Below are 13,379 nucleotides of genomic sequence, written 5' to 3' on the forward strand. Positions count from 1 at the left end.
GACACCTAATTGAAGCGATTTAGCTATTTTATGGTAGGTTGTCTTACTCTTACACTATTAGTAGGATGTAGTGCAGCAGAAAAGCCAGTAGAACAAGTAAAACAAGTTAAAAATACAATTACAGCGAAACTAGCTACCGAGGAAAAAATGGTAGAGATAGATGGTCAAACGATTTACTTTAAAAAGATTGGTGATGAAAAACCACCTTTACTTATGATCCATGGATTTGGAGGATCATCCGATGGTTTTCAAAAGATTTACTCAGATTTAGCAAAAGATCATACGATTATTTCTGTTGATGCTTTAGGATTCGGACGTTCCTCTAAGCCGATGGATTTTTATTATTCTTTTCCAACTCATGCAAATTTGTATTATAAGTTAATGAAAAAACTAGGGTATGACTCATTCGCAATACTGGGACATTCGATGGGCGGAGAAATTTCTCTTAATTTAACATATTTATACCCTGAAGCGGTTACTCACCTTATTTTAACTGATGCTACAGGCGGCCCTCATACACTCGTTAATAAACAAGGTTCACCAAAACCAAAGGTGTCGACTGATTTAAGTGCCGTTTCTTCTATTGCAGATTATGATGAGAGCAAAGTTAAATTCAAGCGTAATGATGAAGAGCATTATAATAAAATGAAATTATGGCCTAGGCGTCTTCAAATCAATGCAAATGAAATTAAGCAACCAACTTTAATTATATGGGGAAGAAATGATAGTAGCGTTTCTTGGAAAGAAGGAGAAACTTATCATCAATTCTTAAAAAATAGCACTTTCCATATTATTGAAAAAGGTTATCATGCTCCATTTCGTCAAGAGCCACAAGAATTTGTAGGGTATGTAAAAGATTTCTTCGAGAAAAATCCTATAAGTGCTGAAAAATAAACGGGTATCTCATTTTGAGACACCCGTTTTCATATATTAAGCAGCTTGTCTTTGGCGTTTTTGAGTTTTTGATCCTAATACTTTCGGTATAACGAAGCCATCAATTCCAAGTTTTCCAGCATTCATACCAGAAACAAGAACGAACATGGATAAGATAACCATTTCAGGATTTACACCAATTGACCCACTAAACATATAGGAAAAGTTCATTACAAGACCGAAAAAGACCGCTGTTTTTGTTAAACAGCCCACAATTAAACCAATTCCGACTAAAATTTCTCCCCACGTCACAAGTGTATTAAATAAATCAACGTTTGGAATTGCAAAATCTTGTAAGAATGATGCCCACCAGGATTGAACAGCTGGTTGTGCTCCTTTAGATTTTTCAATTGCACCTTGTAAATAACCAGTTGCATCGAAGCCTTTTCCTTGTAGTTTACCGATTCCAGCCATTACCCATGTGTAACCAAGATACACTCGAATTATCGCTAATACAAAAGAAACTGTTTTGTTTTCTCTTAAAAATTGAATAATCATATCTTCCTCCTAAAGTTGTAATTAAGTCAGTTACAGGTAATATAATAACATTAGTTACTTACTTTTAAAATGTTAATTGTGAATAATTCTTGACATACATACAAAACATTAAATACTAACGTATATATAGTAACTTTTATTACCTGTAAAAACTTGAACATATCATACCACAGGTGATAATCATTTTCATTGAAAAAGTGTAAAAAAAATGTGAGTTAAATGTGAAACACGTTTATTCGAATATAGAATAAACGTGTTTCACACTATTTCTATAATCGAAATGTATGTGTCTCCTCATCGATTAATCTCGCTTCTTGAACACCTTCTTCTAACATTTTGTCATGGTTAATAAGCCTGTAAAATACAGCGTATTGTAAACATAAGTGCTACATTTCCATCTACATAAGCTATCGATTTAACATGTGATTTTGTATCACTATGTAAAAAGGATTCTACTAGTTCCCCCCCAAACTCATACCAACCATTTAAAATATGTGTAATATGCAATTTTGCATATTACTTAATTTCCGCTACGCCAAAGTATACTCTCTGCTCATTTAAGTCGTACACATTTCCCCCTAACTCTTCCATTACAAATCCCCCTCCTATAAGTCCATTTCATACATACCCGTTTCTTTCAAAAAATCAGCTCTAGTTAAAGCGACTTTCTGTAAATATTGCCTATACGCTGTAATTGTTCCATCATGTGAAACGATACAAACTTTTTCTGCTCTTAACTGATAGCACCAGTGCAGAAATTCATCTACTATTTGCTGAAATTCCTTCTCCGAGATAATATTGACTCCCTCATTCCATAACAATTCATTTGTACTTTCTTCTAATGAAAAATGTGGAAATAAATTTTTTATTACCTTTCGATCTAACAATTGATCGCACGGCAATGTTTTGGCGGATTCCCGATAAGGGAAAATACGCGGGGATATATATGGATGAACAATTTTTTGACAAGCAACTTCCGCACCCCATATTGCCGCAGTTTGTAAAGTTCGAAGTGTAGGACTAGCGATTAATATATCCTTTTCTTGTAATGGTACATCGCACTGAAGTAATTTAGCCTGCTTCTTTCCCACACCCGTCAATGGCGGATTCACCGCTTGTAAACTTAATGGTAAATCTTTCGTATGCTCACCTTCACCATGCCGAACAAAGACAAGTTTCATTCTCCTCTTCCTCTCACTATGAAATAGTCTCACATATTTCTTCCCTAATTTTTTCTTTACTCCTGCTATTTTAAAAAGCAGAATGTAAAAAGTGTTTGACATCAATATTCGGAAAATATTACAATTATATATATGTAAAATACTTTTTACAAGAAGAGGAGGATTACAAATATGAAATGGATTATCTTCTTTATCGGAATGATCATATGGGGATACATAAATGGCTTTTTTAATAGCGATAAAACTGCTAATCCTTGGATTACAGATGATGAACGGGAAACAAAAATTAAGCAGAAGGCAATTATCGCAAGCTGGTCTGGTGTTTTCATGTTTTGTATCTTTAACCTCTTAAACAAATGGTTAGGTTTAGGAACGAGCGATACATCACCTTACTTACCAGCTCCTGTCGCAACTATTTTAAAAGAAAATGTAGAGTTACAAGTTTTACTTATGTCATTCATTACATATGGACTATTTTACGTATACTACCGAAGAAAACTAAGCGCTTAACTTTTATCTCATGATTATCCTCCTAAATGGTTATAGTAACTAGGACGTAATGAAAAAAGGAGAGATATAAAAATGAGTAACTCAAATGATTTTTTAGATACATTACATGAAAAACAAGCAAAAGATGAACAAAACAGAAAGCGCCAAGGGAACGGAAACCCTGCGAAAAAAAAGCCAAATAAAACACATAAATAACATTGAAAAACCTGCCTAACAATTATATTTTAGGCAGGTTTTTTTACTCGTCTTTAACCGAAACGACATCTTCCCAATTCCATTTCTCATAATACCACTCTGGCACATCTATATTTTCAATCCACTTCTTTTCATATTTCCCATCGTTATGAGCAAGCCATATATCAGCTTTCTTACGATTTGAACGGATCCATAACAATTGGTTGCTCGTCTTAATAAAAATAGGATTATAATCGCCTTGGCTATTAAATGGCTTTGTAATTTGATGTTGTTCATCGCTTATACTATTTACTTCATATAAAGATGGTAGTGGTCTTTTTTCTGGCGGAGTTTCTATCCCTGCTTCTTTTGCTCGTGAAACGATAATTACATTATCGTTCTTCCATGTGAAATCCCAATCCACATAGCCTTTTGGAGTAAATGTATTTTGCTGGAGAGCCGGCAATTCTTTTATTTTTAAATGCTTATTCTCTAAAGCAACTCTCCCGCTTCCTTCAATATAGGCTAATATATTTTTTGATGGCGCCCATTTGAACCATTGTGTGTTTAATAACATTTGATCTACTGTTTCAAAACGACTGCCGTCTGATCGAATTAAGCAAAGTGTATTACTATCCGCTGACAAAGAAGCTGTTGGTACTACCAAAAACGAAATCCACTTTTGATCTGGCGACCACTTAAATCCACTTCCAACTAATGCTAAAAAGTCATCATGCTCATTCGGTAGTGCATATAAATGTTTCATCTTATGAGGATTCATATTTGCATCCTTTTGTATTTCATATAACTGAGCACCTGTCCATCCTGTTGGAAGCAAGTACGCTTCTGATGATACAAGAAACTTCTTACCATCAGGATACCATGCATAGTCACCTGCACCATTGGCTACATTTTCAAAATCTGCTTTCTTTTTTTCAACATCAAATATATTTAATGTACGTGCAAATACAAAGGCAATTATATTCTCTGTTGGTGACCATTGATAATTCGATGTTGCTGATTGAGATGGTGTAACTTTCTTGCCATCTTTCAGCCGATACAGTTCAAAATGATTTCGCTTCTTTCCTTTTGCATATGCAAGCCATTCTCCATTATGTGACCATTTCGGCCCTGTTATGTACTCTCCTTTTGTAATTTGTTTTTCTTTTTCACCGAATTTAATCCATAGATTATGATTACGAATAAAGGCAACTTTCACTCCATTGTTTTCTGCGCTAGTAATAGAACTTGAACAGAAAAAAAGGCACAGAATCACGATTCCACTTACTATAAACCTTTTCATATAGCACCCCCATTTCCCTCATAGCATTCCTCACTTTCCACTTACAATATGTGAAAAATATCCATTCGACATAATCCCAAAAAATTTCCCAAGAAATTTTCAATTCAAAGAGGATTGGTAGGAATTATGTCGAATGTATAGTTTAGCCAACATCCGTTCCTATAATTAACGACAAAAATGTAATATTTATTTTTGGAAAATTGGCACTTTTTATTAAGGGGAGTTTCAATGAAGAAAACTACATCTACACTATTAAGTATGGCGCTCGTCTTTTCGAGTTTTGGAGCTTTAAGCGCCCATGCTGAGTCACTGCAAAAAGAGAAGCAATTTAGTCCACAGTTAAAAGCGAATATTGAACAATGGGGAGAAAACAAAATCGCGCAAAATGTTGAAACAAAAACATCAAAAGAAATTTCAGTCATTGTAGAATTACAGCATGCTCCACTAGCTTCACAAAGTAACATTCAGCATGCTCCGGATCTAAAAAATAGCAATGTGCAATCATACCATGCGCAACTAAAAAAGGCACAAGAGGATACAACAAAGAAAATTAAAGAAAAAGCACCGAAGGCAACGATAAAAGAAACATATAGTACATTATTTTCTGGATTTTCTATTTCTATCCCAGGAGATCAAATTGCTGCTTTAGCTTCTTTACCTGAAGTAAAAGCAATTTATCCGAACTTAACATATAAGTTACATGAAACATCAAAAAGCCCAGCAGATCAAGAAACACCAAATGTTGGCGGCCCTACAGTTGGTGCACCTGAAGCTTGGAATTTAAAAGATCCAACTGGCAAACCCCTTGATGGAAAAGGAATGAAAGTCGCTATTATCGATTCAGGTGTCGACTATACCCACCCTGATTTACAAGCAAATTATATCGGTGGCTATGATACAGTCGATGAAGATAATGATCCGATGGATGGAAACGTCCACGGTACCCATGTTGCTGGAATTATTGCTGGTAACGGAAAAATAAAGGGGATTGCTCCGAATGCTTCTATACTCGCTTACCGTGTCATGAATGATGGTGGTACTGGTACGACCGATGATATTATTCAAGGTATTGAGCGCGCTATTCAAGATGGTGCCGATGTTTTAAATCTATCTCTTGGTCAAGATTTGAATGTACCTGATCAGCCTGTAACATTAACGTTAGAACGTGCAGCAAAGCTTGGGGTTACTGCGGTCGTCTCAAATGGAAATGATGGACCAAAACCTTGGTCTGTTGACGCTCCTGGTAACGCAAGTAGTGTCATCTCTGTTGGAGCATCTACAGTTTCTATTCCATTTCCAACATTCCAATTAGCTGGTTCCAATAAATCTTACCAAGGATTACCGTTATCAAAAGCAGATTTCCAAGTAGGAAACGATGCTCAGCTTGTATATGTTGGCTACGGTAATCCAAGCGATTACGCTAAACAAGATGTGAAAGGGAAGTTCGCCCTTGTTTTACAAGGAACTTCGAGCACGTTAGTAAAAGCAGAACAAGCGAAACAAGCTGGCGCTCTCGGCGTGCTACTAATTTCTAACGAAAAAGAAATTAATATTATGCCCGAATATTTTGGACGTGAAGATGTAGCTCTTCCAGTTATGCAACTATCAAATACAAATGGTGAAGAGTTGAAAAATTTAATTACAAAACGAAAGAAAAATATAAAAATTGGACAACCAAGCCAAACCGAACTTATTGGTAACTTCAGTTCAAGAGGACCATCACAAGGAAGTTGGCTCATAAAGCCTGATATAGTTGCACCTGGAGTGAAAATTACTAGTACAGTACCAAGAGGTGGCTATGAATCTCACAACGGAACAAGTATGGCTGCGCCACAAGTAGCGGGAGCCGTTGCTCTGCTGCGTCAAATGCATCCTGATTGGACGACAGAACAATTGAAAGCAGCTCTTGCCAACACTGCAAAAACATTAAAGGATGTCAATGAAAATACATATCCTGTCATGGCACAAGGATCTGGTTTAATTAACATTCCAAAAGCAGCAAAAGCAGATGCATTAGTGAAACCAAACAATGTAAGTTTCGGTCTCATTAAACCTAATAGTGGCAAAGTGAAGTTAACACAAAATATTACGTTACAAAATCTTTCTAACAAAAAGAAAAACTTTTCAACTCGCATTGAATTACTAGATACAAAAACAAAAGTTCAGACTTCTTTCCCTTCTTCTATTAGCATTAAACCGAATAGTAACATCGAAAAGCCTTTTACTATTACTGTTGATAGCTCCTTACCACAAGGTGTATATACGGGAAATCTATATGTAAAAGAGCAAGGGAAGACTGAAGAAATGCGTATTCCATTTACATTTAGCATCGATCCGAAAGAATACAAGCGTATTGATGGCCTTGAAATCGTTAATTCTACTTTCAGTCCAAATAATGACAGAATACTAGATGACAACCTTATCAATTACTATTTAGTTACACCAGTTGAGGATGTAACGTTTCATGCTAATTTAATTACGAAAGACCGAGTAACATATAAAGGAATCGTTCATCAAGGTAAGAATGAAACACCAGGTTATAAATCTTTCAAATGGAATGGTACGAAAACTGATGGATCACCTCTACCTGATGGCTTATACCAAATTGAAGCTGTTGCTTCTAATTCTGGAGGAGAAACGAAACAAACAGGAGCTGTATTTGTCGACCGCACTGCACCGAAATTATCGTCTGAAGTAGATCAAGAAAACCTCGTAATTAGAGGGAAAGTAGATGATATACTTTTAGATTGGATGACAGAATCCGGATGGGTTGCTCCAGGACATCCAGTAACGATACAGTATGAAATTAATGGAAATGGCGTATGGGAGAACGCATTCCTGAACCATTGGGAGAAAAACTATGAAATTTATTTCGATCGTAATCAATTACAACAAGGGAAAAATACAATCCACATTGCAGCAACTGATGCAGCCGGAAATACATCTAATTTAAATGTTGATTTAGAAGTAAAATAATAAAATTATTGTTGACAAGCTTTTAAATATAGTTTTATAATACAAAACATAGTTTAGTTGAACGAATTATATATCGGCTTTGAAGGAATACTAGTAGCGACTTATATCCCTGTCTCAGAGAACTGATGATTGGTGCGAATCAGTACATATACAAGCGTGAATTACAATTCTGGAGCTTCTTTCCCGTAATGCTTTTTATGCATGAAGAGAAAGACGGATTTTTCCGTTATCTTAAAGTAAGTGGTAAACAATTAATTGTTTACAAATAGGGTGGTACCGCGATTTTTATCGTCCCTATCGGATTTTCCGATAGGGGCTTTTTTGCGTCCTTCCCTTTTAAATAACTTCATATTATACGCGTTGAAAGAATCGCAGTAGTATCTTATATCCCTGTTTCAGAGAGCTAATGGTCGGTGGAAATTAGCACATATATAAGTACGAATTACAATTCTGGAGCTTCTTTTTCGTAGTGCTTTTATGCATGAAGGAAAAGACGGAGTTTTTCCGTTATCATTAGTTGAGATGTAAGTACCTTTTCACTTACAAATAGGGTGGTACCGCGATTTTTTCGCCCCTATCGGATTTTCCGATAGGGGCTTTTTCTATTTCTCACACAAACAGTTGTTAAATAATTCCGAATCTTATGATAAGATTTTATAAGCGCTTACATTATTTAAGGGAGGTGGTGCAATCTATACGAACCGGTATTCATTTTTATAGAAAAAAAGGAGGATGTCTAAATGACAAAGAAAACAGAAATTCCATCACATTTAAAACCATTCGTATCCACACAGCATTATGATCAATACACACCGGTGAATCACGCTGTTTGGCGTTACATTATGAAACAAAACCATAACTTCTTAAAAGATGTTGCTCATCCCGCCTATGTTAATGGACTACAATCATCTGGTATTAATATAGATGCGATTCCAAAAGTAGAAGAAATGAATGACTGTTTAGCACCAAGCGGCTGGGGCGCCGTAACGATTGACGGACTTATTCCCGGCGTAGCATTCTTTGATTTTCAGGGGCACGGATTACTACCAATCGCAACAGATATTCGTAAAGTAGAAAATATCGAGTATACACCAGCTCCTGATATCGTTCATGAAGCAGCAGGACACGCACCGATTTTACTTGATCGTACATATGCAAAATATGTGAAACGCTTTGGGCAAATTGGAGCGAAAGCTTTCTCCACAAAAGAAGAACATGAAGCTTTTGAAGCTGTTCGTACATTAACGATCGTAAAAGAAAGCCCGACTTCTACACCTGAAGAAGTTGCAACTGCTGAAAATGCTGTAATCGAAAAACAAAACTTAGTTTCTGGTTTATCAGAAGCAGAACAAATTTCACGTCTATTCTGGTGGACAGTGGAATACGGCTTAATCGGTAATATAGATGACCCAAAAATTTACGGTGCTGGTCTCCTTTCCTCTGTCGGTGAAAGTAAGCATTGCTTAACAGATGCTGTAAAGAAAGTTCCATTCTCAATTGAAGCTTGCACCGGGACAACTTATGACGTAACAAAAATGCAGCCACAGCTATTTGTTTGTGAATCATTTGAAGAGTTGACTGAGGCACTTGAGCAGTTCTCTACAACGATGGCATTTAAAACAGGTGGCACAGAAGGATTAGAAAAAGCAATCCGCTCCGAAAATCATGCTACAACTGAGCTAAGTAGTGGATTACAAATTACGGGTACATTTACAGAGACAATTAAAAATGATACTGGTGAAGTTATTTACACACGAACAAGCTCACCAACTGCATTAGCTATTCATAATAAACAACTAGCAAATCATTCTACATCTGTGCACAGCGATGGATTCGGGACACCAATCGGATTACTAGATGGTGATATTGCATTAGAAAATTGTACAGAAGAACAATTACAATCATTAGGCATTACAATTGGACATAGTGCAGAGTTTACTTTTGCAAGCGGCATTCATGTAAAAGGAACAGTAACAGACATTGTAAAGAATGATAAAAAAATTGCTCTTATCTCCTTTATAAATTGTACAGTTACTCATAAAGATCGCTTATTATTTGATCCTTCATGGGGAGCATTTGATATGGCTGTCGGCTCACAAATCACTTCTGTATTCCCAGGAGCGGCAGATGCGGCTGCATTTTTCCCGATGAATGAAGAAGTACAAGAAACTCCTGATCCACTTGTACTGAATGAGCTTGAACGTATGTATCAAACAGTTCGGGATATACGTAACGATAGTATTTTACACGATACTCATACTGATCAATTAATAGCTATTCAAGAAGTATTAAATAAATTTCATCCGAAAGAATGGTTGCTTCGTCTTGAAATTTTAGAATTGCTTTTAGAACATAATAAAGGCCACGAAGCATCAGCGGCATTATTGCAACAACTTTCTACTTTCACAACTGACGAATCTGTAACACGTCTTATTAACAACGGTCTTGCGTTACTACAGGTAAAGGATGTGAAAAATGATGCTACGACTAACTAATGAAGAGGTACAAGAAGAATTAGTTAAGCTGGATAAATGGACAGTGAAAGATGAAAAATGGATTGAAAGAAAATATATGTTTTCCGACTACTTAAAAGGAGTCGAATTTGTCTCTGAAGCCGCCAAACTATCAGAAGAACATAATCACCACCCATTTATCCTTATCCAGTATAAAGCAGTCATTATTACTTTGTCATCATGGAATGCAAAAGGTTTAACCAAACTAGATTTTGACCTTGCAAAGCAATTTGATGAACTGTTTTTACAAAATGAAAAAGCGATTATACGAAAGTAAAAAAGAGAAGCCTTTAATTAGGCTTCTCCTTTTACTTTAAAATGTATACCATGTCCAAACGGATCCTTGGCCTGTAATATTCCATCTTTGTACGTAGCAACTACGCCAATATATTTTAAGCTTTCACACACTTGCTCTTTTTGTTTTTCATCTGCTAGTACAATGGTGAAATATTTCAAGCCGACGGAATTTGGCATTTGTGGTGGTATCCCTTCACCTTGCCACGTATTTAAACCGATATGATGATGATAACCACCTGCGGATACGAACAACGCTCCATTACGAGCTGGGATTGTTACTTCAAAACCAAGACCATCAACGTAGAAACGTTTCGCTTCTTCTAAGTCAGCTACATGTAAATGAATATGCCCCATCACAGTACCAGCCGGGAACCCATTCCATGCACTTCCTTGCTGCAATAATTCTTCACCGGCTAATGGGTTACTAACAAATGGTAGCTCTCCATTCTCATCACGCCAAACTTCTTTTTGGCGATCATGATAAATTTCAATCCCGTTTCCATCTGGATCAGCTAAATAAAGAGCTTCACTAAAGTAATGATCGGCTCCACCGTGCAGTGGATATACCATCTCTACAAGATGACGAAGAATGTTCGCTAAGTCCTGTCTGGTTGGTAATAAAATTGCGTAATGATATAACCCTGTTCTCCCTCTTTGCTTTGGTAAAGCTTCTTTCTTTTCTTCAATGATAAGGAGTGGTTCTTCATTTTCATTCCCAAATGTAACGACTGTTTTCTCTTCTTTTAGCACTTTCATACTTAATACTTCTGTATAAAACTCTAGTGATTTCTTTATATTTGATACGTATAGATGAACAACACCAAGTGTTGTTTCGGGATGAAGTTGAAAGCTCATCTTGTTATACCCCCATTTAAATTAGTTCTTCTTTGACATTTTCTCTTTTAAGAAATTATCTACAAAACCATCAGCTTTCGCAACAAATAAATAAGCACCCATTGCTAATAATGCAAGTTCTAATTCGAAGCCAGGATTTTTCCCATCTCCTAATAAACCAGCTGACCATTTCACTTTTACAATTGCTCCAACCATAACAAGTGCAAATAATAATCCAATATATCTTACACCTAAACCTAGAATTAACAATAGACCACCAACTAATTCCACTGTTGCTACACCGTATGCAAGTCCTCCTGGTAAACCAATGCTTGTGAACCACCCTGCAATATTGTCAATTCCTGATTGGAATTTTGTTAAACCGTGCATAAAGAACGTTACCCCTAACACGATACGAATAATTAAGTTACCGATATGTTGATTCATTTCATTCTCCCCTTTATAGTTTCCTTATACAAAACTTTTATTTACATTACAAAACATACACTAATTTTTTTTATTCGTCAATTCATTTTCAGTGGGAAAATATATATTTTTTTTGCTATGATACAAATAGTTGTTTACAAAAAGGAGCTTGATTTTATGAATATTGGTTCTGCAATACGTGAAATTCGTCAACGTAAAGGCATAACAATTGCACAAATTTGTGAAGGAACAGGTCTTTCTAAAGGTTTTATGAGTCAGGTTGAAAATAATAAAACATCACCATCTATCTCAACTTTAGAAACAATCTCCATTTTTTTAAATGTTCCCCTTCCTTATTTACTGTTAGAACAAAAGGATCGAATGAAAATTATAAAAAAAGAAGAACGGAAATACAGCGTATACGGTAAAGATGAACAAAGAATTGAGCATGTTGCTGAGCAAGGTGGTCTCCGCCTATCTTTAGTAGAAATTTCTGCCGGATTCCCGAAAGAAAACTCACCAAATGCTCATGAAGGCGAAGAGTGCCATCTTGTATTACGCGGAAAACTGGAAGTTCAACATGGTGAAGACATTGCAATTGTAGAAGAAGGTGATTCTTTCTCCTGGAATGCATGCGTTCCCCATATTGTCCGTAACATAGGTGAAGAATCTGCGTTATTACTTATCTCTAGTCATGCTGAAAATCGAAAACGAGTTTACTAATTGATAAAAAAGAAGCCTGTTACGAAACAGGCTTCTTTTTTATCCCCTTATAATTCCATAACTCGTCCCAACCAGTACAGTCTTTTCATGTTGATTGCGATAAACGGACTCAATTGAAACTTTTTTATATCCTTCCATTTGCTCAATATTTGTTAATGTTAATTCACAAGTAATCGTATCACCTGTAAAAACTGGTCTAATGAACTCACTTACTAATTCCCTCGCTATGTAATGTAACTCTTCTCCTACTTTCGTACCAATGCTAGCAGTCAATAGACCATGAACCATTAATCGTCCATTCTCATCATATTCCATATGATGTCTACCTTTATCGCCTGTAATATTTGCAAATTCAAAAACTTCTTCCTCAGTAAACCTTCTTTCGTATTTAAATACATCCCCAACTTTTACATTCATTTTTATCCCCCGTTTAATAAACTGAATTTTCTTTTATTTTATCACAAAATAAGTCTCAGTTCAGTTTATATTATTAAAATAGCGATCCTTTTTCTTCACTACCTTATAATTTTATCGATGCCCATCCTTTTTTGCCACTTGATACCCATAATACGCACATGTTCCATTTCTTGATAACTCTCTTACTTCAAAACCACAACTTCTATAAAAATCAAAATTGCTAGCGGATGTATGCGCAAACCAATCGCCATGCGGAAGCTTTTGTAAACAAAGAGCTACAAGTTTCTTACCTAATCCTTTTCCCCTATACTCACACTTCACAACTAAATTTACTATGTTAGCAACCATGATTTGATCAGAAATCACTCTAACCATCGCGACCATTTCTTCTTCATCCCAAATTGTGAAAGCCCATGTGGAATTTTCAAATGCTATCGTAAATTTTTCAATTTGCCAAGAAGGGATATTATCATTACTCCAACCGGCATCTTCAAATAAAGTTTTAATTGCATATGCTGGTACACCGTTCGTTCCCTCACGAATAATAAGTCCATTATGGTAAATATACATGTAATCCCCCCTTTATTTTTATAT

At 35.9% G+C, this 13,379-nt stretch carries 14 protein-coding genes, 1 pseudogene and 2 other annotated features; of the genes and pseudogenes, 7 read left to right on the forward strand and 8 right to left on the reverse strand.

The features are described 5' to 3' along the window. The first annotated feature begins 9 nt into the window (after positions 1-9). A complete protein-coding gene (locus MHB76_RS20570) occupies positions 10-894 on the forward strand; it encodes an alpha/beta fold hydrolase (protein WP_070139960.1) in 885 nt (294 codons plus the stop codon). Positions 895-930: 36 nt separating this feature from the next. Here MHB76_RS20570 and MHB76_RS20575 read toward each other — a convergent pair whose 3' ends face one another. The 3 genes and pseudogenes from MHB76_RS20575 to MHB76_RS20585 all read right to left on the reverse strand — a co-directional run bounded on the left by MHB76_RS20575 (position 931) and on the right by MHB76_RS20585 (position 2,612). After that, positions 931-1,431, reverse strand: coding sequence for a DoxX family protein (locus MHB76_RS20575; RefSeq protein WP_002199313.1), 501 nt, complete (start codon positions 1,429-1,431; stop codon positions 931-933). A gap of 269 nt (positions 1,432-1,700) precedes the next feature. After that, positions 1,701-2,034 (reverse strand): annotated as a pseudogene (locus tag MHB76_RS20580) (delta-aminolevulinic acid dehydratase); the annotation flags it as partial. Positions 2,035-2,036: 2 nt separating this feature from the next. Beyond that, positions 2,037-2,612, reverse strand: a complete 576-nt coding sequence (locus MHB76_RS20585) for a histidine phosphatase family protein (RefSeq protein ID WP_016106193.1) — start codon at positions 2,610-2,612, stop codon at positions 2,037-2,039. 171 nt (positions 2,613-2,783) lie between these two features. Between MHB76_RS20585 and MHB76_RS20590 the strand changes: the two genes are divergently transcribed. Both MHB76_RS20590 and MHB76_RS20595 read left to right on the forward strand, forming a co-directional pair. After that, positions 2,784-3,122, forward strand: a complete 339-nt coding sequence (locus MHB76_RS20590; RefSeq protein WP_070146895.1) for a phosphoglycerate mutase — start codon at positions 2,784-2,786, stop codon at positions 3,120-3,122. Between the two features lie 72 nt (positions 3,123-3,194). Next, positions 3,195-3,317, forward strand: a complete 123-nt coding sequence (locus MHB76_RS20595; RefSeq protein WP_000071861.1) for a DUF4023 domain-containing protein — start codon at positions 3,195-3,197, stop codon at positions 3,315-3,317. Between the two features lie 43 nt (positions 3,318-3,360). Here the strand turns inward: MHB76_RS20595 and MHB76_RS20600 are convergent, their stop codons facing one another. Next, the gene (locus tag MHB76_RS20600; protein WP_078172788.1) at positions 3,361-4,599 is read right to left on the reverse strand and encodes a TolB family protein; all 1,239 of its coding nucleotides are present in this window, start codon (positions 4,597-4,599) and stop codon (positions 3,361-3,363) included. Between the two features lie 228 nt (positions 4,600-4,827). Between MHB76_RS20600 and MHB76_RS20605 the strand changes: the two genes are divergently transcribed. From MHB76_RS20605 to MHB76_RS20615, 3 genes are all read left to right on the forward strand, one after another. Next, complete coding sequence (locus MHB76_RS20605) at positions 4,828-7,575, forward strand: S8 family serine peptidase (RefSeq protein ID WP_078172787.1); 2,748 nt, start codon at positions 4,828-4,830, stop codon at positions 7,573-7,575. A gap of 70 nt (positions 7,576-7,645) precedes the next feature. Then, positions 7,646-7,874, forward strand: a binding site (T-box leader). A gap of 52 nt (positions 7,875-7,926) precedes the next feature. Then, positions 7,927-8,154 (forward strand) — a binding site (T-box leader). Positions 8,155-8,315: 161 nt separating this feature from the next. Further along, positions 8,316-10,070: an aromatic amino acid hydroxylase gene (locus tag MHB76_RS20610; RefSeq protein WP_078172786.1), complete on the forward strand. Its 1,755-nt coding sequence runs from the start codon at positions 8,316-8,318 to the stop codon at positions 10,068-10,070. After that, positions 10,051-10,365: a 4a-hydroxytetrahydrobiopterin dehydratase gene (locus MHB76_RS20615; RefSeq protein ID WP_002199307.1), complete on the forward strand. Its 315-nt coding sequence runs from the start codon at positions 10,051-10,053 to the stop codon at positions 10,363-10,365. Before MHB76_RS20610 ends, MHB76_RS20615 begins: the two co-directional genes overlap by 20 nt. A 17-nt stretch (positions 10,366-10,382) precedes the next feature. Here MHB76_RS20615 and MHB76_RS20620 read toward each other — a convergent pair whose 3' ends face one another. Beyond that, the gene (locus tag MHB76_RS20620) at positions 10,383-11,240 is read right to left on the reverse strand and encodes a VOC family protein (RefSeq protein ID WP_078172785.1); all 858 of its coding nucleotides are present in this window, start codon (positions 11,238-11,240) and stop codon (positions 10,383-10,385) included. 21 nt (positions 11,241-11,261) lie between these two features. Further along, on the reverse strand, positions 11,262-11,666 hold the full coding sequence (locus MHB76_RS20625; protein ID WP_001071557.1) for a DoxX family protein: 405 nt from the start codon (positions 11,664-11,666) through the stop codon (positions 11,262-11,264). Between the two features lie 156 nt (positions 11,667-11,822). Here MHB76_RS20625 and MHB76_RS20630 point away from each other — a divergent pair, with 156 nt between their 5' ends. Beyond that, on the forward strand, positions 11,823-12,368 hold the full coding sequence (locus MHB76_RS20630; protein ID WP_002160413.1) for a helix-turn-helix domain-containing protein: 546 nt from the start codon (positions 11,823-11,825) through the stop codon (positions 12,366-12,368). 39 nt (positions 12,369-12,407) lie between these two features. On the opposite strand, the gene MHB76_RS20635 is transcribed toward MHB76_RS20630, so the two are convergent. Beyond that, the gene (locus tag MHB76_RS20635) at positions 12,408-12,785 is read right to left on the reverse strand and encodes a MaoC/PaaZ C-terminal domain-containing protein (RefSeq protein WP_071747409.1); all 378 of its coding nucleotides are present in this window, start codon (positions 12,783-12,785) and stop codon (positions 12,408-12,410) included. Between the two features lie 111 nt (positions 12,786-12,896). After that, positions 12,897-13,355, reverse strand: a complete 459-nt coding sequence (locus tag MHB76_RS20640) for a GNAT family N-acetyltransferase (protein WP_002160411.1) — start codon at positions 13,353-13,355, stop codon at positions 12,897-12,899. Between the last annotated feature and the right edge of the window lie 24 nt (positions 13,356-13,379).

The sequence above is a fragment of the Bacillus sp. FSL M7-1345 genome (assembly GCF_038006985.1).
Lineage (GTDB): Bacteria > Bacillota > Bacilli > Bacillales > Bacillaceae_G > Bacillus_A > Bacillus_A cereus_U.

Excerpts from the sequence above, each read along its gene's own strand:
- MHB76_RS20575 (WP_002199313.1), bottom strand. The coding sequence starts at position 1,431 with ATGATTATTCAATTTTTAAGAGAAAACAAAACAGTTTCTTTTGTATTA.
- MHB76_RS20625 (WP_001071557.1), bottom strand. The coding sequence starts at position 11,666 with ATGAATCAACATATCGGTAACTTAATTATTCGTATCGTGTTAGGGGTA.
- MHB76_RS20585 (WP_016106193.1), bottom strand. The coding sequence starts at position 2,612 with ATGAAACTTGTCTTTGTTCGGCATGGTGAAGGTGAGCATACGAAAGAT.
- MHB76_RS20595 (WP_000071861.1), top strand. The coding sequence starts at position 3,195 with ATGAGTAACTCAAATGATTTTTTAGATACATTACATGAAAAACAAGCA.
- MHB76_RS20600 (WP_078172788.1), bottom strand. The coding sequence starts at position 4,599 with ATGAAAAGGTTTATAGTAAGTGGAATCGTGATTCTGTGCCTTTTTTTC.
- MHB76_RS20630 (WP_002160413.1), top strand. The coding sequence starts at position 11,823 with ATGAATATTGGTTCTGCAATACGTGAAATTCGTCAACGTAAAGGCATA.
- MHB76_RS20635 (WP_071747409.1), bottom strand. The coding sequence starts at position 12,785 with ATGAATGTAAAAGTTGGGGATGTATTTAAATACGAAAGAAGGTTTACT.
- MHB76_RS20605 (WP_078172787.1), top strand. The coding sequence starts at position 4,828 with ATGAAGAAAACTACATCTACACTATTAAGTATGGCGCTCGTCTTTTCG.
- MHB76_RS20640 (WP_002160411.1), bottom strand. The coding sequence starts at position 13,355 with ATGTATATTTACCATAATGGACTTATTATTCGTGAGGGAACGAACGGT.
- MHB76_RS20620 (WP_078172785.1), bottom strand. The coding sequence starts at position 11,240 with ATGAGCTTTCAACTTCATCCCGAAACAACACTTGGTGTTGTTCATCTA.
- MHB76_RS20615 (WP_002199307.1), top strand. The coding sequence starts at position 10,051 with ATGATGCTACGACTAACTAATGAAGAGGTACAAGAAGAATTAGTTAAG.
- MHB76_RS20610 (WP_078172786.1), top strand. The coding sequence starts at position 8,316 with ATGACAAAGAAAACAGAAATTCCATCACATTTAAAACCATTCGTATCC.
- MHB76_RS20590 (WP_070146895.1), top strand. The coding sequence starts at position 2,784 with ATGAAATGGATTATCTTCTTTATCGGAATGATCATATGGGGATACATA.